The organism is Streptomyces sp. NPDC030809 (genome assembly GCF_055572195.1).
Window position 1 is genome coordinate 21,173 of the sequence record NZ_JBVIDV010000022.1, and the last position, 18,002, is coordinate 39,174.

General features: G+C 73.2%; 16 protein-coding genes. 14 read left to right on the plus strand and 2 right to left on the minus strand.

What is annotated here, in order from left to right; genetic code table 11:
- Window positions 1–159 precede the first annotated feature (159 nt).
- The 9 genes from ACZ407_RS26400 to mutM all read left to right on the plus strand — a co-directional run bounded on the left by ACZ407_RS26400 (window position 160) and on the right by mutM (window position 9,191).
- Window positions 160–1,848: a DAK2 domain-containing protein gene (locus ACZ407_RS26400; protein WP_468132387.1), complete on the plus strand. Its 1,689-nt coding sequence runs from the start codon at window positions 160–162 to the stop codon at window positions 1,846–1,848.
- A gap of 49 nt (window positions 1,849–1,897) precedes the next feature.
- Window positions 1,898–4,096, plus strand: coding sequence for an ATP-dependent DNA helicase RecG (recG, locus tag ACZ407_RS26405; protein ID WP_468132389.1), 2,199 nt, complete (start codon window positions 1,898–1,900; stop codon window positions 4,094–4,096).
- 52 nt (window positions 4,097–4,148) lie between these two features.
- The gene (gene rsmD / locus ACZ407_RS26410; protein WP_468132391.1) at window positions 4,149–4,730 is read left to right on the plus strand and encodes a 16S rRNA (guanine(966)-N(2))-methyltransferase RsmD; all 582 of its coding nucleotides are present in this window, start codon (window positions 4,149–4,151) and stop codon (window positions 4,728–4,730) included.
- Window positions 4,731–4,756: 26 nt separating this feature from the next.
- Window positions 4,757–5,236 carry a pantetheine-phosphate adenylyltransferase gene (coaD, locus tag ACZ407_RS26415; RefSeq protein WP_468132393.1) on the plus strand — a complete coding sequence of 160 codons (480 nt, stop codon included), beginning with the start codon at window positions 4,757–4,759 and terminating at the stop codon, window positions 5,234–5,236.
- Between the two features lie 94 nt (window positions 5,237–5,330).
- Window positions 5,331–6,356 carry a cell division initiation protein gene (locus tag ACZ407_RS26420; protein WP_468132587.1) on the plus strand — a complete coding sequence of 342 codons (1,026 nt, stop codon included), beginning with the start codon at window positions 5,331–5,333 and terminating at the stop codon, window positions 6,354–6,356.
- A gap of 153 nt (window positions 6,357–6,509) precedes the next feature.
- Window positions 6,510–7,157: a YceD family protein gene (locus ACZ407_RS26425; protein ID WP_468132589.1), complete on the plus strand. Its 648-nt coding sequence runs from the start codon at window positions 6,510–6,512 to the stop codon at window positions 7,155–7,157.
- 2 nt (window positions 7,158–7,159) lie between these two features.
- On the plus strand, window positions 7,160–7,333 hold the full coding sequence (rpmF, locus tag ACZ407_RS26430; RefSeq protein WP_030195083.1) for a 50S ribosomal protein L32: 174 nt from the start codon (window positions 7,160–7,162) through the stop codon (window positions 7,331–7,333).
- A gap of 19 nt (window positions 7,334–7,352) precedes the next feature.
- Window positions 7,353–8,180 (plus strand): ribonuclease III, encoded by an 828-nt coding sequence (rnc, locus tag ACZ407_RS26435; RefSeq protein WP_468132395.1) that lies wholly within the window; start codon window positions 7,353–7,355, stop codon window positions 8,178–8,180.
- A gap of 141 nt (window positions 8,181–8,321) precedes the next feature.
- The gene (gene mutM, locus ACZ407_RS26440) at window positions 8,322–9,191 is read left to right on the plus strand and encodes a bifunctional DNA-formamidopyrimidine glycosylase/DNA-(apurinic or apyrimidinic site) lyase (RefSeq protein WP_468132397.1); all 870 of its coding nucleotides are present in this window, start codon (window positions 8,322–8,324) and stop codon (window positions 9,189–9,191) included.
- On the opposite strand, the gene ACZ407_RS26445 is transcribed toward mutM, so the two are convergent.
- On the minus strand, window positions 9,164–9,559 hold the full coding sequence (locus ACZ407_RS26445) for a winged helix-turn-helix transcriptional regulator (protein WP_468132399.1): 396 nt from the start codon (window positions 9,557–9,559) through the stop codon (window positions 9,164–9,166). The genes mutM and ACZ407_RS26445 overlap by 28 nt on opposite strands.
- Before the next feature lie 133 nt (window positions 9,560–9,692).
- On the opposite strand from ACZ407_RS26445, the gene ACZ407_RS26450 reads away from it, so the two are divergent.
- Window positions 9,693–10,292: a flavodoxin family protein gene (locus ACZ407_RS26450; RefSeq protein WP_468132401.1), complete on the plus strand. Its 600-nt coding sequence runs from the start codon at window positions 9,693–9,695 to the stop codon at window positions 10,290–10,292.
- Window positions 10,293–10,379: 87 nt separating this feature from the next.
- On the opposite strand, the gene ACZ407_RS26455 is transcribed toward ACZ407_RS26450, so the two are convergent.
- Window positions 10,380–11,225 carry a CAP domain-containing protein gene (locus ACZ407_RS26455; protein ID WP_468132403.1) on the minus strand — a complete coding sequence of 282 codons (846 nt, stop codon included), beginning with the start codon at window positions 11,223–11,225 and terminating at the stop codon, window positions 10,380–10,382.
- Window positions 11,226–11,381: 156 nt separating this feature from the next.
- Between ACZ407_RS26455 and ACZ407_RS26460 the strand changes: the two genes are divergently transcribed.
- From ACZ407_RS26460 to ACZ407_RS26475, 4 genes are all read left to right on the plus strand, one after another.
- Window positions 11,382–11,663: an acylphosphatase gene (locus ACZ407_RS26460; protein WP_468132405.1), complete on the plus strand. Its 282-nt coding sequence runs from the start codon at window positions 11,382–11,384 to the stop codon at window positions 11,661–11,663.
- 336 nt (window positions 11,664–11,999) lie between these two features.
- Window positions 12,000–12,212, plus strand: coding sequence for a hypothetical protein (locus tag ACZ407_RS26465; RefSeq protein ID WP_150207136.1), 213 nt, complete (start codon window positions 12,000–12,002; stop codon window positions 12,210–12,212).
- Between the two features lie 164 nt (window positions 12,213–12,376).
- Entirely contained in the window at window positions 12,377–16,369 is a 3,993-nt protein-coding gene (locus tag ACZ407_RS26470; protein WP_468132407.1) for an AAA family ATPase, read from the plus strand.
- A 183-nt stretch (window positions 16,370–16,552) separates the two neighbouring features.
- Window positions 16,553–17,983 (plus strand): sugar porter family MFS transporter, encoded by a 1,431-nt coding sequence (locus ACZ407_RS26475; RefSeq protein ID WP_468132409.1) that lies wholly within the window; start codon window positions 16,553–16,555, stop codon window positions 17,981–17,983.
- The last annotated feature ends 19 nt before the right edge of the window (window positions 17,984–18,002 follow it).

Consider the following 18,002-nt stretch of genomic DNA (forward strand, 5'->3'; position numbering starts at 1 on the left):
CCCGACTCGCGTCGGGCAACCGGAGCAGCATACAACGACTGCCGCGGTCCTAGAAAACTACCATGGCTTCCCCGCTCCCGGCTCCGGGAGGCCCCCCGCGGTCCCGCCCCCCTTCGTTACGCTGCGGTGCAGACCCGCCCGCCCAAGGAGGAACACCAGGTGCCGCAACCGCCGCACACCCTCGACGCCGATGCGGTGCGCACCTGGAGCTCGCTGGCCGTGGCCGCACTGGGCCGGGCCCGCGAGGAGATCGACGCGATCAACGTCTACCCGGTGGCCGACGGGGACACCGGCACCAACCTCCTCATGACCGCCGAATCCGGGGCGCAGGCCGTCCGCGCGGCCTTCGCCGGCCCCGCCCCGGCCCCCTCCCTCGGCGAAGCCCTGGCGGCCTACGCCCACGGCGCCCTCATAGGCGCCCGCGGCAACTCCGGCACGATCCTCGCCCAGCTGCTGCGCGGCATGGCCGAGGTCCTCACCGCGGAAGCCGCAGAACCCGCGGACGCCGCGCGATCCGCGCCGTCCGCGGAAGCCGTCCCGCCCGGGGACCGGCTGGCCCGGGCCCTGTGCCGGGCCGCCGAATCCGGCTACGAGGCGGTGGCCCACCCCGTCGAGGGCACCATGCTCACCGTCGCCGCAGCCGCCGCCACGGCCGCCGCGGCAGCCGGCGGCGGGGCCGCCCCCGAGGCCGTCGCCCGCGCCGCCTACGACGGGGCCCGGGCGGCCCTCGACCGCACCCCCGGCCAGCTCGGCGTCCTCGGCCGCGCCGGGGTCGTCGACGCCGGCGGCTGCGGCCTCGTCGCCGTCCTCGGCGCCCTCTGGCAGACCCTGTCCGGCCGCGCCCCGGCACCCGAACCGGTCCGCGCCCGCCCCCTCCCGCCGCCCGGCGGGGCCGACCCCGCCGCCGGACCCTGCCCCGAAGGCGGCCAGGGCGACCAGGGCGGGCCCGCCTACGAGGTGGTCTACCTGCTGGAGGCCGAGGACCCGGCCGTCGAGCGGCTGCGCGCCGCACTCGACCCCCTCGGCGACTCCCTCGTCGTGGTCGGCGGCGACGGCCTGTGGAACGTCCACGTCCACGTGGACGACCCCGGCGCCGCCGTCGAGGCCGGGGTCGAGGCCGGCCGCCCGCACCGGATCCGCATCACCCACTTCGGAGACCAGCGGCTGCGCACCCGCGGGGAGCGGGTCCAGCGCGCGGTCGTCGCCGCCGTCCCCGGCGAGGGCCTGGCCGCCCTGTACGCGGAGGCGGGCGCCACCCCGGTCCTCGCCCGCCCCGGTCGGCCGCCCACCGCCCCCGACCTGCTCGACGCCGTCCACCGGGCGCACGCCCGCGAGGTGGTCCTGCTCCCCAACGACGCCGAGCTGCGGCAGGCCGCGGCCCTGGCCGCCGAACAGGCCCGCGCCGAGGGCGTACGCGTCGCCCTCATCCCCACCCGCTCCGCCGTGCAGGGCCTCGCCGCCCTCGCCGTCCACGAGCCCGACGGCAGCTTCGACGAGGACGTGGTCGCCATGACCGCGGCCGCCGGCGCCACCCGCTACGGCGAACTCGCCGTGGCCGAACGCCAGTCCTTCACCTCCGCCGGCATCTGCCAGGCCGGGGACGTCCTCGGGCTCATCGACGGGGACGTGGCCGTGATCGGCACCGCACTCCCCGACACCGCCGAGGCGGTGCTCCAGCGGATGCTCGGCTCCGGCGGGGAACTGGTCACGCTCGTCCTCGGCCCCGAGGTCCCCGACGCCCTCGCCGACCGCCTCCAGGCCTACGTACGGGAACGGCACCTGGCCGTGGACACCGTCACCTACCGCGGCGGCCGGCACTGCGCACCGCTGCTCATCGGCGTGGAATAGCCGACCGGCAGGCCGCCGGGCGGCGCCGGACGGCCGCACTGTCGGTGCCATGGTGTGGAATGAAGGCGTGCCCGCGCTCGACGAACCGCTCAAGAAGACGCTCGGCCCCGCCACCGCCAAGGTGCTGGCCGAGAACCTCGGCCTGCACACGGTCGGCGACCTGCTGCACCACTACCCGCGGCGGTACGCCGAGCGCGGCGAGCTCACCCCGCTCGCCGGCCTCGCCGACCAGCTCGACGAGCACGTCACCGTGGTCGCCCAGGTCGCCGACGCCCGCGTCCTGACCTTCAACGGGGGCCGCGGCAAGCGGCTGGAGGTCACCATCACCGACGGCGCCGGCCGCCTCCAGCTGGTCTTCTTCGGCTCCGGAGTCCACAAACCGCACAAGGAGCTCCTGCCCGGCAGCCGGGCGATGTTCGCCGGCAAGGTCGGCATGTTCAACCGCAGGCTCCAGCTCGCCCACCCCGCGTACGAGCTGCTCGGCGCCGAGGACGGGGCCTCGGCCGTCGACGCCTTCGCCGGCCGGCTCATCCCGATCTACCCCGCCTGCGCCAAGCTGGAGAGCTGGAAGATCAGCAAGGCCGTGGACGCCGTGCTGCCCAGCGCCCGGGACGCCGTGGACCCGCTGCCCCCCGCCCTGCGCGACGGCCGGGGACTGGTCCCGCTCCCCGAGGCCCTCCTCAAGATCCACCGGCCGCACACCAAGGCCGACATCGAAGCGGCCCGGCAGCGCCTGAAGTGGGACGAGGCCTTCGTCCTCCAGGTGGCCCTGGCCCGCCGCCGGTTCGCCGAGACCCAGCTGCCCGCCGTACCCCGACGCCCGGCCCCCGGCGGCCTCCTCGACGCCTTCGACGCCCGGCTGCCCTTCACCCTCACCGAGGGCCAGCAGACCGTCTCCGAGGAGATCTTCGACGACCTCGCCACCGAACACCCCATGCACCGCCTCCTCCAGGGCGAGGTCGGATCGGGCAAGACCATGGTCGCGCTGCGGGCCATGCTCGCCGTGGTCGACTCCGGCGGGCAGGCCGCCATGCTCGCCCCCACCGAGGTGCTCGCCCAGCAGCACCACCGGTCGATCACCGAGATGATGGGCGAGCTCGCCGAGGGCGGGATGCTCGGCGGGGCCGAGCAGGGGACCAAGGTGGTGCTGCTCACCGGATCCATGGGCGTGCCCGCCCGCCGCCAGGCCCTCCTCGACCTCGTCACCGGCGAGGCCGGCATCGTCATCGGCACCCACGCCCTCATCGAGGACAAGGTGCAGTTCCACGACCTCGGCCTGGTCGTCGTCGACGAGCAGCACCGCTTCGGCGTGGAGCAGCGCGACGCCCTGCGCGGGAAGGGCAAGCAGCCCCCGCACCTGCTCGTGATGACCGCCACCCCCATCCCCCGGACCGTGGCCATGACCGTCTTCGGCGACCTGGAGACCTCCGTACTCGACCAGCTCCCCGCCGGCCGCTCGCCCATCGCCACCCACGTCGTCCCCGCCAAGGACAAGCCGCACTTCCTCACCCGCGCCTGGGAGCGGGTCCGCGAGGAGGTGGAGAACGGCCACCAGGCGTACGTGGTCTGCCCGCGCATCGGGGACGGCGAGGACGAGCCGAAGAAGAAGACCGCGGAGGACGACGGCGAGAAGCGGCCCCCGCTCGCCGTCCTGGAGACCGCCGAACAGCTCGCCAAGGGCCCGCTGGCCGGGCTGGCCGTCGAAGTGCTGCACGGGCGGATGGACCCCGCCGACAAGGACGACGTCATGCGCCGGTTCGCCGCCGGCCAGGTGCAGGTGCTCGTCGCCACCACCGTCATCGAGGTCGGGGTGAACGTCCCGAACTCCACCGCCATGGTCATCATGGACGCCGACCGGTTCGGCGTCTCCCAGCTGCACCAGCTGCGCGGCCGCGTCGGCCGCGGCTCCGCCCCCGGCCTGTGCCTGCTGGTCAGCGAGATGCCCGAGGCCAGCCCCGCGCGCGCCCGGCTCGCCGCCGTCGCCGCCACCCTCGACGGCTTCGAGCTCTCCCGCATCGACCTCGAACAGCGCCGCGAGGGGGACGTGCTCGGCCAGGCCCAGTCCGGGGTGCGCTCCTCCCTGCGGATGCTCGCCGTCATCGAGGACGAGGAGGTCATCGCCCAGGCCCGCGAGGAGGCCACCCGGGTCGTCTCCGCCGACCCGGACCTGTCCGCCCTGCCCGGCCTGCGGACCGCCCTGGACGCCCTCCTGGACACCGAACGGGAGCAGTACCTGGAGAAGGGCTGACCCGGACGACCTATCGTGGAGTTCCCCTGACCGCCGGACGAAGGAAACCCTGATGACCCGCGTGATCGCCGGTGTGGCCGGCGGCCGCCGGCTGGCCGTACCGCCAGGCACCGGCACCCGTCCGACCTCGGACCGGGCGCGGGAGGGCCTGTTCTCCACCTGGGAGTCGCTCCACGGGGTCGAGGGATCCCGCGTGCTCGACCTCTACGGCGGCTCCGGAGCGGTGGGCCTGGAGGCCCTCTCCCGCGGCGCCGCCCACGCCCTGCTGGTCGAGGCCGACCCGAAGGCCGCGAAGACCATCCGCGACAACATCCGCAGCCTCGCCCTGCCCGGAGCCGAGTTCCGGGCCGGCAAGGCGGAGCAGATCGTGACCGGACCGTCGCCCGCCGAGGCGTACGACATCGTCTTCCTCGACCCGCCGTACGCCGTCACCAACGACGATCTTCGGGAGATCCTGCTCACACTCCGCGCCCAGGGCTGGCTCACGGAGGATGCGCTCGTCACCGTGGAGCGCAGCACCAGAGGCGGGCCGTTCCCCTGGCCCGACGGCTTCGAGCCACTGCGGTCCCGGCGCTACGGCGAAGGCACCCTTTGGTACGGTCACGCCGCCTCAACCAGCGAAAACGCATCATGACCGCACCGGAGAGCGAGGGAGTTCGCGTGCGCCGCGCCGTCTGTCCGGGGTCCTTCGACCCCATCACCAACGGGCATCTCGACATCATCGGACGAGCCTCGAAGCTGTACGACGTCGTACACGTGGCCGTGATGATCAACTCGTCGAAGCAGGGGCTCTTCACCGTCGAAGAGCGCATCGAACTCATCCGCGAGGTCACCGCCGACTACGGCAACGTCGAGGTCGAGTCCTTCCACGGCCTCCTCGTCGACTTCTGCAAGCAGCGCGACATCCCCGCCATCGTCAAGGGGCTGCGCGCCGTCAGCGACTTCGACTACGAACTCCAGATGGCCCAGATGAACAACGGGCTCACCGGGGTCGAGACCCTCTTCGTCCCCACCAACCCCACCTACAGCTTCCTGTCCTCCTCGCTGGTCAAGGAGGTCGCCGCCTGGGGCGGGGACGTGACCCACCTCCTGCCCCCCGCCGTCAACCGCGCCCTGGTCGAACGCCTGGCCAACCGCTGAGGCCCCCGGATCCGGTGTCGGACGGCCGCCTGCTCCCCGTACAGTCGTGCCGTCCGTCTCTGGAACAGCCGAGGCCGAGAGAGTGCGAGCACAGGTGGACGTGCAGAAGAAGCTCGACGAGATCGTCGAGGCGGTCGGCAGCGCCCGGTCCATGCCCATGTCGGCCTCGTGCGTGGTCAACCGCGCCGAGCTGCTCGCCCTCCTGGAAGAGGTGCGCCAGGCCCTGCCCGGCTCCCTCGCCCAGGCCCGGCAGCTCATCGGCGGCCGGGACCAGCTCGTGGAGGAGGCCCGCCAGGAGGCCGAGCGGATCATCGAGTCCGCCCACCTCCAGCGCGGCACCCTGATCTCGGACACGGAGGTGGCCCGCCGCTCCCGGGCGGAGGCCGACCGCATCCTCGACGAGGCCCGCCGCGAGGCGGAGGAGATCCGCGCCGAGGCGGACGACTACGTGGACAGCAAGCTGGCCAACTTCGAGGTCGTCCTCACCAAGACCATCGGCTCGGTCGAGCGCGGCCGCGGCAAGCTCCTCGGCCACGAGCCGGGCCTCGCCGACGAGGGCTACGCCTCCGCGGACGAGTACATGGCCGCCAAGCTCGGCGCCTTCGAGGCCGTGCTCGCCACGACCCTGGAGGCCGTCGGCCGCGGCCGCCAGAAGCTCGTCGGACGGGTCCCCAGCGACGACCTCGGCGCCCACATGGCCGCCCAGGACGCCGCCGACCCGCGCACCGCCACGAGCGACGCCGACTTCCTCGCGGGTCTCGCCGAGCCCGCCCCGGCCATCCCCGCCCAGGCCCAGCCGGAGCCCGCGTACGAGCCCTACGCCGCCGCCTACGGCACCGCCGGGCAGCAGCCGGACCCGTACGGCTACCAGGACCCCTACGGCTACGCCCAGCAGCCCGACCCGTACGGCTACGGGCAGCAGCCCGACCCGTACTCCGCCGCGGGCGCAGCTCCCGGCTACGCGCCCTACGGCGGGACGCACCAGGAGCACGCGGGCCACGGCGGAGATCCCGGCCGCGGACCGGCCCCGCACGCCGGGGGTGCGCTCGACGAGACGAGCTTCTTCGACACCAGCATGATCAACCTCGACCAGGTGCGCGCATACGAGCAGGGGCGGTAGGCTCCACGGGGTCCCGGATTGGGCCCAGAGCGAAGCGCCGGGTATCCTGGCTCTTCGGTCGCGCGTATGCAGCCGCGATCGCTGCTGCCCACGGTGCCTCGACTCCGCGGCATCCGGCAGCTCTCCCCAGCGAATCCGAAAGCAGGAACAGCCCTGAACCGCCGCCTCGACCACCGCAACCCTCTCGTGTTCGACACACACGAGCTGGGTCGGCGTCCTGGTGCGATGCAGAAGGTGTCCCGCACGGTTCCCGCACCGGCCGACCTCGGTCTCGCCGGTGTCATCGGAGTGCCGGAAGGCTCTCCGGTGCAGATGGGGCTCCGCCTGGAGTCGGTCATGGAAGGGGTGCTTGTCACAGGCATCTCCCGTGCATCGGCCGTGGGGGAGTGCGTAAGGTGTCTGGAGCCGCTCGAGCGTGAGCTCAATGCGCGCTTCCAGGAACTGTTCTCGTACCCTGACGCCGATGGCCGGGGCCGCCCCGTGGCGGAGCCGGCCGACGACGCCGAGGACGACGAGGACAGGTACTTCCTCGAGGACGACCTGTTCGACCTCGAACCTCTGCTGCGGGACGCGGTGGTGCTCGCACTGCCGTCGCAGCCGGTGTGTCGGGAGGACTGTCTCGGTCTGTGCCCCCAGTGCGGGGCCAGTCTGAACGAGGACCCGGACCACCACCACGATGCCGTCGACATCCGTTGGGCGGCACTGCAGGGACTCGTCGCGACCGATCAGGACGACGAGAAGGACAACATGAGCGGCGACGGGCCCGGATCTGCACGCGCCGCCGAGAAGCAGGAGAAGTAGCCGTGGCTGTTCCGAAGCGGAAGATGTCGCGCAGCAACACGCGCCACCGCCGGTCGCAGTGGAAGGCTGCGGTCACCCCCCTGGTTTCGTGTGAGCGTTGCCAGGAGCCGAAGCAGCAGCACATCGCGTGCCCGAGCTGCGGCACCTACAACAAGCGCCAGGTCCTCTCGGTCTGAGCGGCTGGTGAGAGGCGCAATGTCTGAAGTTGCCGGCAGTAAGAAGCAGGCAGACAACAGCAACGCGGCCTCGTCCCACACGCTTCTGGAAGGGCGGCTCGGGTATCAGCTCGAGTCCGCCCTTCTGGTGCGTGCACTGACCCACCGTTCGTACGCGTACGAGAACGGCGGTCTGCCCACCAACGAGCGGCTGGAGTTCCTCGGGGACTCGGTGCTCGGCCTGGTGGTCACCGACACGCTTTACCGTACCCACCCCGACCTGCCCGAAGGCCAGCTGGCCAAGCTGCGGGCCGCGGTGGTCAACTCGCGTGCGCTGGCGGAGGTCGGGCGCGGCCTCGAACTCGGCTCCTTCATCCGGCTCGGCCGGGGCGAAGAGGGCACGGGCGGCCGGGACAAGGCCTCCATCCTCGCCGACACCCTCGAAGCGGTGATCGGCGCCGTCTATCTCGACCAGGGCCTCGACGCGGCCTCGGAGCTGGTGCACCGGCTCTTCGACCCGCTGATCGAGAAGTCCTCCAACCTCGGTGCGGGCCTGGACTGGAAGACCAGCCTCCAGGAACTCACCGCTGCCGAAGGCCTCGGCGTGCCCGAATACCTGGTCACCGAGACCGGTCCGGACCACGAGAAGACCTTCACTGCTGCCGCCCGCGTCGGTGGTGTCTCGTACGGCACCGGCACCGGCCGCAGCAAGAAAGAAGCGGAACAGCAGGCGGCCGAGTCCGCCTGGCGCGCGATCCGCGCGGCCGCGGACGAGCGGATCGCGGCCCAGGCCGCGGCCGGGTCGGGCGCGGTGGCCGCGGAGACGGACGGCGGGACGCCGACACCCGCCGACGCCTCGGCGTCCTGAGGTTCCGACGCTTCCTTCACCCCGGCTCTGCCGGCGACGGCCCCTCCGCACACCCCGTGCGGAGGGGCCGTCCCCTTTTCCGGGCGGCCGGCCCGGGCCGATAGGCTGGCGGGGTCCTGCCCGCCCTGCCCAGGAGAGACCGTGCCCGAGCTGCCCGAGGTCGAAGTCGTACGCCGCGGGCTGGAGCGGTGGGTGGCGGGGCGCACCGTGGCCGCGGTCGAGGTGCTGCACCCGCGTGCCGTGCGCCGGCACCCGGCCGGCGGAGCCGATTTCGCGGCCCGGCTGGCGGGCCGCACCCTCGGGGTCCCGCAGCGCCGCGGCAAGTACCTGTGGGTGCCCCTGGAGGGCCACGAGCTGTCGGTGCTCGGCCATCTCGGGATGAGCGGCCAGCTGCTGGTGCAGCCCGAGGACGCCCCCGACGAGAAGCACCTGAGGATCCGGCTGCGCTTCGACGACGACCGGGGCACCGAGCTGCGCTTCGTCGACCAGCGGACCTTCGGGGGGCTCTCCCTCCACGAGGCCGCCGCGGGCAGCACCGACGGACTGCCCGACGTGATCGCGCACATCGCCCGGGACCCGCTGGACCCGCTCTTCGACGAGACCGCGTACCACCTGGCGCTGCGCGCCAAGCGCTCCACCGTCAAGCGGGCCCTGCTCGACCAGTCGCTGATCAGCGGGGTCGGCAACATCTACGCCGACGAGGCCCTCTGGCGGACGAAGCTGCACTACGAGCGCCCCACGGCCACCCTCACCCGGCCGCGCAGCGCCGAACTCCTCGGCCACGTCCGGGAGGTCATGAACGCGGCGCTCGCCGTCGGCGGCACCAGCTTCGACAGCCTGTACGTGAACGTGAACGGCGAGTCCGGCTACTTCGACCGGTCGCTGGACGCCTACGGGCGCGAGGACGAGCCCTGCCGGCGCTGCGGCACCCCGATCCGGCGCCGCCCGTGGATGAACCGGTCCAGCTACTTCTGCCCGCGCTGTCAGAGGGCGCCGCGTCCGGCGTCGTAACGCTCCCGCGAGGCCAGGACCTCGGGAGTGCCTTCCTCCAGGAAGCGAATTAGCGGAATGAGCCGCTCCGCCACCCCGTGCCCCAGCGGGGTCAGCTCGTAGTCGACCCGGGGCGGGTTCGTCGGCTGCGCCTCGCGGTGCACGATGCCGTCGCGCTCCAGTGCCTGGAGGGTCTGGGACAGCATCTTCTCGCTCACGCCGTCCACGCGCCGGCGCAGCTCGTTGAACCGGCACGCCCCGTCGTGGAGGGCGCCGACCGTCAGGGCGCCCCAGCGGCCGGTGACGTGGCCCAGGGTCTCCCGCGAGGGGCAGTTCCGGGCGAAGGCATCGAACGCCAGGTCTTGGGTGGCCGGGGCGGTGTCTTCCATGCCCACGAGGGTACTCCCGTTGACTCTCGCACGGTAAGCGCTGAGGAAAAGTTTGCGCTTCCCAAAAGTTAGTGCTTTCCTTTGGGGGTCGCCCCGCAACCGTCCTGGGGCGGCGCACTGCCGAGGAGGACCCATGAGCACCACCCCGACCCCCGTCGTCTCGATCGCCTACCACTCGGGCTACGGCCACACCGCCGTCATCGCCGAGGCCGTCCGCGACGGGGCGCAGGACGCCGGCGCCACCGTGCACCTGATCAAGGTGGACGAGATCGACGAGGCCCAGTGGGCGCTGCTCGACTCCTCGGACGCGATCGTCTTCGGCTCGCCCACCTACATGGGCACCGCCTCCGGCGCCTTCCACGTGTTCGCCGAGGCCACCTCGAAGCGCTGGTTCACCGACGCCTGGCAGGACAAGCTGGCCGCCGGCTTCTCGAACTCCGGCTCCAAGAGCGGGGACAAGCTGCACACCCTCCAGTTCTTCCAGACCCTGGCCGCGCAGCACGGCATGAGCTGGGTGAACCTGGGCCTGAAGCCGGGCTGGAACTCCACCACCGGCTCCGAGAACGACCTCAACCGCCTCGGCTTCTTCTCCGGCGCCGCCGCCCAGACCAACTCCGACGAGGGTCCGGAGGGCGTGCACAAGGCGGACATCGCCACCGCCGAGCACCTCGGCCGCCGCATCGCCGAGCAGGCCCGCGTCTTCGCGGCCGGCCGCGCGGTCCTGGCCGCCTGACCGGGCGCGGCGCAAGGAAGCGAACGAGCCGCGGGCCCCGTCGTCACGACGGGGCCCGCGGCTCGTTCCGGACCGGGTCGGCAGGCGTCAGAAGCCGAAGTCCTGGGTCCACCAGGGGCCGCCCGCACCGAAGTGGGCGCCCACGCCCAGGGTGCGGAACTCGCAGTTGAGGATGTTGGCGCGGTGGCCGGGGCTGCTCATCCACGAGGCCATCACGGCCTCCGCGTCGGCCTGGCCGCGGGCGATGTTCTCGCCGCCCAGGCCCGAGATGCCGGCCTTCGTGGCCCGGTCCCAGGGGTTCGCGCCGTCCGGGTCGGTGTGGTCGAAGAAGCCGCGGACCGCCATGTCCTTGCTGAAGGCCCCGGCCAGCGTCGCCAGCGGCGGGTTCTGGCGGACCGGTCGGCAGCCGGCCTGGGCCCGCTCCTGGTTCACCAGGGCCAGCACCGCGGCCTCCGCGGCCGACTCCTCCCCGGCGGGGGTGCTCGCCGGGGGCTTGGCGGCGGTCGAGGCTGCGGGTGCCGGGGTCCGCCGGGGCGCCGGAGTACTCGGCTCGGCCGAGGGCCGGGCGGAAGCGGAAGCAGCGGGGCGGGCCGGGGGCCGGGCGGAAGCGGAAGCCGGCTTGGGGGCCGGGGAGGCCGCGGAGCGCCCCGTACCGGAGGTGCCCGTGCCGGAGCCCGAGCTGTCGGTGAGGCTCTTCAGGCCGCCGCCGCCCGCGGGGCGCGCGGGCGCGCTCGGGGTGGCCTTCGGCTGCGCCTGCACCGTGGCGGTGGACTCGCTGCTGCCGAGGACGAAGTTGTCGCCGACCGGCACCAGGCCGGAGGCCACCGCGGCCACCCCGAGCGCCGCCGCGGCGGTGACGCCGAGCAGGCCGGTGCGCACGGGGGCGGTGGTGCGCTTGCCGCGCCGCGGCGCGGTGCTTCGGTGGCGTCCCATCGGCGGGCCCTCCTGGCCGTACAAGATCACGTACTCGGCCGGTCCAAGATCGGCCGTTACTCGCCCAAATGGGTGAGTCTCATTGAGCCGCGACTGTACGCGAAACCGCCGGAAGGCGAAGTGACCACCGGCCCGTCGTCTGGTTGGCTTGCGCGCATGAGTGACGACGTACGCATGACCGCCTGGGTGCGCGGGCATGTGCAGGGAGTGGGCTTCCGCTGGTTCACCAGGGAGAACGCCATGACGATCGGAGGCCTCGTCGGCTTCGCCTCCAACCTCGACGACGGGCGGGTGCAGGTCGTCGCCGAAGGTCAACGTGAGAATTGCCACCGGCTCCTCGACTGGCTGCGGTCGCCCGGCACGCCCGGGCGGGTCGACGGGGTGACCGAAATATGGGGGGAGCCGCGCGGCGGTTACGAGGGCTTCGCGATCCGCTGACCGGCGGCCGCGCGGAGCGGGTCCGGGCATCCGGTGTTCACGCAGATCACACCCGGCGTTGCCGATCCGGCCGTCGCGTGGAAGGCTCGGAGTGAGCCGATCTTCTCGCCGCTCCAGTTCCGCTGGAGCGGCCCGGGTTGCCCGCCGATACGGGGCGTGATCGTGTTGACCGTCAAACTTTTTGGTGAGACGCTGGAAGCCCCGCGCACCCTAGCTGTTTGGCAGTGTCGGCAGAAGAACCGCAGTGACACACAGACACTGCCGGGCATCGCGGGTGCGAATCCCTCACGACCCACACCGCTTCGGTCGGTCACTCAGTGTGGAGGACCATCCATCATGGCAAAGGCGCTTCTCGGTTACGTCGGCGGTTCCGACCCGCGACTCCTCGCCGAGATGCGACGGCTTCAGCAGCGCGTCCAGGACCTCGAGTCCGAGCTCGTACGGATTCAGTCCGAGAACGACGCGCTGACCGCCGCCGCGCAGCACGGAGACTCGCTGCTGGACAGCATTGACATCGACGTACCCCAGGCGGAGCCTGCGCTCACCTGATTGCCGCGTGACGCAAGACCCTACTCCAGCAGTACCTGCAAGGGACGCTTCGGCGTCCCTTCTCTCTTTCGCCTTCGCCCAGGCGGGGGGCTGTTTTCTTCAAGGTCTGATGTGCCCTGCACCTTCATGGGTGAAACCGGAAGCGCCAGGTAGAGTCCGGCGGCGTGCACCTCAAGGCCCTGACCCTCCGCGGATTCAAATCCTTCGCCTCCGCCACCACCCTGCGCTTCGAGCCCGGCATCACCTGTGTCGTGGGGCCCAACGGGTCGGGCAAGTCCAATGTGGTGGACGCGCTGTCCTGGGTCATGGGCGAACAGGGCGCGAAGTCCCTGCGCGGCGGGAAGATGGAAGACGTCATCTTCGCCGGAACCACCGGACGGCCCCCGCTGGGACGCGCCGAGGTGTCGCTGACCATCGACAACTCCGACGGCGCCCTGCCCATCGACTACGCCGAGGTCACCATCACGCGGATCATGTTCCGCGGCGGCAGCAGCGAGTACCAGATCAACGGCGACACCTGCCGGCTGCTCGACATCCAGGAGCTGCTGTCCGACTCCGGCATCGGCCGCGAGATGCACGTCATCGTCGGCCAGGGCCGACTGGACTCCGTCCTGCACGCCGACCCGGCGGGCCGGCGGGCCTTCATCGAGGAGGCTGCGGGCGTACTCAAGCACCGCAAGCGCAAGGAGAAGGCGCTGCGGAAGCTCGACGCGATGCAGGCCAACCTCGCGCGCGTGCACGACCTGACGGAAGAACTGCGCCGCCAGCTCAAACCCCTGGGGCGGCAGGCGGCGGTGGCCCGACGGGCCGCCGTGATCCAGGCCGACCTGCGCGACGCCCGGCTGCGGCTGCTCGCCGACGACCTCGTCGCGCTGCAGGCCGCCCTCGACGCCGAACTCGCCGACGAGGCGGCCCTCAAGGAACGCAAGGAGAGCGCCGAGGCCCAGCTCAAGGCGGCCCTGGCCCGCGAAGCGGAACTGGAGGCGGCGGTCGCCGCGCTCGCCCCGCGGCTGCGGCAGGCCCAGCAGACCTGGCACGAGCTCGCCCAGCTCGCCGAACGGGTACGCGGCACCGCCTCCCTCGCCGAGGCCCGGGTCCGCAGCGCCCGCACCCCGGTCGAGGAGGAGCGCCGCGGCCGCGATCCGGAGGACATGGAACGCGAGGCCGCCCGCATCCGCGAGCAGGAAGCGGAACTCGAAGCCGCGCTGGAGGCCGCGGAGCGCGCCCTGGAGGACACGGTCGAGCACCGGGCGGAACTCGAACGCTCCCTGGCCGCGGAGGAGCGCCGGCTGAAGGACCTCGCGCGCGCCATCGCCGACCGCCGGGAAGGCCTGGCCCGGCTCTCCGGCCAGGTGGGCGCGGCCCGCTCCCGGGCCGGCGCGGCGCAGGCGGAGATCGACCGGCTGGCGGAGGCCCGCGAGGCCGCCGCCGCCCGGGCGGAGGCCGCGCAGGAGGAGTACGAGCAGCTGGCGGCCGAGGTGGCCGGGCTGGACGCCGAAGACTCCGCCCTCGCCGAGGAACACGAGGCGGCCCGCGCGGCCCTCGCCGCCGCGGAGGCCGCGTTCACCGCGGCCCGGGAGGAGGCCACCGCGGCCGAGCGGTCCCGCGCGGCGGTGGCCGCCCGGCACGAGGCCCTCGCCCTCGGCCTGCGGCGCAAGGACGGCACCGGCGCGCTGCTCGCCGCCCGCGACCGGCTGGCCGGGCTGCTCGGCCCGGCCGCCGGGCTGCTCACGGTCGCCCCCGGCTACGAGGCCGCGGTCGCGGCAGCCCTGGGCACCGCTGCCGATGCCCTGGCCGTGAGCTCCCCGGCCGCCGCCGCGGCGGCCATCCACCACCTGCGCACCGAGGACGCGGGCCGCGCCGCCTTCCTGATCACCCCGCCGGCCGCTGCCGACCCCGCCGGGGCCCCGGCCCCGGCCGACCCCCTCGTACCGCATCCGGCCCGCACCGCCGCGCCGGGGCAGGCGGGGGCCCGGGCGGTGGCCGGAGCCGTGCCGCAGCCCATGCGGGCACCGGACGCCGCGGACCCCGCGGCGGGTACGTCGGCCGGGGGTTCCGCGGCCGGGCCCGAGGGCGGCCGCCCGGGCCCCGTACCCGGGCTGCCGCACCCGTCGGCGGACCCCGGAGCGGGGCGCGGGGTGCGTCCGGACACGGGCGCGGAAGCGGGTGCGGAAACCGGTCCGGAAACGGGCGCGGACACGGGCGCGGAAGCCGGTGCGGAAGCGGCCGTGGGCGCGGGGCGGTCCGCCGCGACGGCCCCGGCCGGGACGGACACCGGCGTCCCGGCGGGCGCGGGCGCCGGGACCGCACCGGGAGCCGCGCACGGCGGACCCGCCGCACCGGCCGCAGCGCCCGTGCCCGTACCCGTCGTGCAGCTCGTGGACGGGGAGCCCGGGCTGCTGCGGGCGCTGGAACGGATCCTCCGGGACCACGTGGTCGTGGCCGACCTCGATGCCGCGCAGGCGCTGGTGCGCGAGCGGCCCGGGGTCCTGGCCGTCACCGTCGAGGGCGACATGCTCGGGGCGCACCTCGCGCACGGCGGCGCCGCCGGGGCGCCGAGCCTGCTGGAGGTGCAGGCCGCCGTGGACGAGGCCGCCGCCGAACTCGGCCGGCTGGACATCCGGTGCCGCGACCTCGCCGCCGCCCAGGAGGCCGCGGCCGCGCACCGGGCAGGCTGCGCGGCCCGCGCCGAGGAGCTGGGGCAGCGGCGCCGGGCCGGGGAGAAGGAGAAAGCCGGGGTCGCCCAGCAGCTGGGCCGGCTCGCCGGCGTGGCCCGCGGCGCGGCCGGCGAGGCCGAGCGCAGCGCCTCGGCCGCCGCCCGCGCCGAAGAGGCCCTGGAGCGCGCGCTCGCCGAGGTGGCCGAGCTGGCGGGCCGGCTGGTGGCGGCCGAGGAGATCCCGGTGGAGGAGGAGCCGGACACCGCGGTCCGCGACCGGCTCGCCGCCGACGGGGCGAACGCCCGCCAGACCGAGATGGAGGCCCGCCTCCAACTGCGCACCCACGAGGAGCGGGTCAAGGGGCTGGCCGGCCGCGCCGACGCCCTCGACCGCGGTGCGCGCGCCGAACGCGAGGCCCGGGCCCGCGCCGAGCGCCGCCGCGCCCGGCTGCGCCATGAGGCCGAGGTGGCCGCCGCCGTGGCCGACGCGGCCCGCCAGCTGCTCGCCCACATCGAGGTGTCCGTCGTACGGGCCGAACAGGAGCGGGCCGCCGCCGAGCAGGCCAGGGGCGTCCGGGAGCAGGCCCTCGCGGAGGAGCGCACCCGCGGCCGCGACCTCAAGGCCGAACTCGACAAGCTCACCGACTCGGTGCACCGCGGCGAGGTGCTCGGCGCCGAGAAGCGGCTGCGCATCGAGCAGCTCGCGGGCCGGGCCCTGGAGGAGTTCGGCATGGAGCCCGCCGGACTGGTCCGCGAGTACGGGCCCGACCAGCCGGTACCCCCCTCCCCGCCCGCCGAGGGCGAGCAGCTGCCCGAGGACCCGGAGCACCCCCGCAACCTGCCCGGCCCCTTCGTCCGCGCCGAGCAGGAGAAGCGGCTCAAGGCCGCCGAGCGCGCCTACCAGCAGCTCGGCAAGGTCAACCCGCTCGCCCTGGAGGAGTTCGCGGCCCTGGAAGAGCGGCACAAATTCCTCAGCGAGCAGCTCGACGACCTGCGCCGCACCCGGGCCGACCTCCTTCAGGTCGTGAAGGAGGTGGACGCGCGCGTGGAGCAGGTCTTCACGGAGGCCTACCGGGACACCGCCCGCGAGTTCGAGGGGGTCTTCTCCCGGCTCTTCCCCGGCGGCGAGGGCCGGCTCGTGCTCACCGATCCCTCCGACATGCTCACCACCGGGGTGGAGGTGGAGGCCCGCCCGCCCGGCAAGAAGGTCAAGCGGCTCTCCCTGCTGTCCGGCGGCGAGCGGTCGCTGACCGCCGTGGCCCTGCTGGTCTCCATCTTCAAGGCGCGCCCCAGCCCGTTCTACGTGATGGACGAGGTGGAGGCCGCCCTGGACGACACCAACCTCCAGCGCCTGATCCGGATCATGGAGGAGCTCCAGGAGAGCTCGCAGCTGATCGTGATCACCCACCAGAAGCGCACCATGGAGGTCGCCGACGCGCTCTACGGCGTCTCCATGCAGGGCGACGGAGTGTCCAAGGTGATCAGCCAGCGGCTCCGCTGACCTGCTCTTGGGGGCTCTTTCGTTCAGTACTTGAACGAAATGAGGTCAAGCACACCTGTACCCCCGCTCTTGACTTCATAAAATGAACACATAGGCTCGCTCCGCTGTCCCCGTCTTCCGGTGGTGCCCGATCTTGACCTGTGCGCCACTGGGATAACGGACGAAACCCCCACGGAGCACACCTTGACCAGCACAGCGCAGGCGACCTCCCCGGGCTCCGGGCCAACGCCCCACCCGGAACACCTCGGCCACGTCATCTTCATCACCGCGGCCGCCGCCATGGGCGGCTTCCTCTTCGGCTACGACAGCTCCGTCATCAACGGCGCCGTCGAAGCCGTCCGGGACCGCTTCGCCATCGGCTCCGAGGCCCTCGCCCAGGTGATCGCCGCGGCCCTGATCGGCTGCGCCATCGGCGCCGCCACCGCCGGCCGCATCGCCGACCGGATCGGCCGCATCCGCTGCATGCAGATCTCGGCCGTCCTCTTCACGGCCAGCGCCGTCGGCTCCGCCCTGCCGTTCGCGCTCTGGGACCTCGCCATGTGGCGGGTCGTCGGCGGCTTCGCCATCGGCATGGCCTCGGTGATCGGCCCCGCGTACATCGCCGAGGTCTCCCCGCCCGCCTACCGCGGCCGGCTCGCCTCCTTCCAGCAGGCCGCGATCGTCATCGGCATCGCGATCTCCCAGCTGGTCAACTGGGGCATCCTCAGCCTCGCCGACGGCCAGCAGCGCGGAAAGATCGGCGGCCTCGAAGCCTGGCAGTGGATGCTCGGCGTCATGGTGGTCCCGGCGATGCTCTACGGGCTGCTGTCCTTCGTCATCCCCGAGTCCCCGCGCTTCCTGATCTCCGTGGGCCGCACCGAGCAGGCCAGGAAGGTCCTCGGCGAGGTCGAGGGCGCCGGCACCGACCTCGACGCCCGGATCCGCGAGATCGACGCGGCCATGCGCTCCGAGCACAAGTCCAGCTTCAAGGACCTGCTCGGCGGCCGGTTCGGCCTGCTGCCCATCGTCTGGATCGGCATCGGCCTGTCCGTCTTCCAGCAGCTCGTCGGCATCAACGTGATCTTCTACTACAGCTCCTCGCTGTGGCAGTCCGTCGGCATCGACCCCACGAGCTCGTTCTTCTACTCCTTCACCACCTCGATCATCAACATCATCGGCACGGTGATCGCGATGGTCTTCGTGGACCGCATCGGCCGCAAGCCGCTCGCCCTCATCGGCTCGGTGGGCATGGCCCTCTCCCTGGGCCTGGCCGCCTGGGCGTTCTCGTACAAGAAGGACGTCGCCGGAGAGATCTCGATGCCGGAGGCCCAGGGCACCGTCGCCCTGATCGCCGCGCACTCCTTCGTCCTCTTCTTCGCCCTCTCCTGGGGCGTGGTGGTCTGGGTGCTGCTCGGCGAGATGTTCCCCAACCGCATCCGGGCCGCAGCCCTGGGCGTGGCCGCCGCGGCCCAGTGGGTCGCCAACTGGGCGATCACCGTCTCGTTCCCGACCCTGTCCGACTGGAACCTGTCCGGCGCGTACGTGATCTACACCGCCTTCGCCGTGCTCTCGATCCCCTTCATCCTCAAGTGGGTGCCGGAGACCAAGGGCAAGGCGCTGGAGGAGATGGGCTGACCACCCCGCCCTTGCCCCT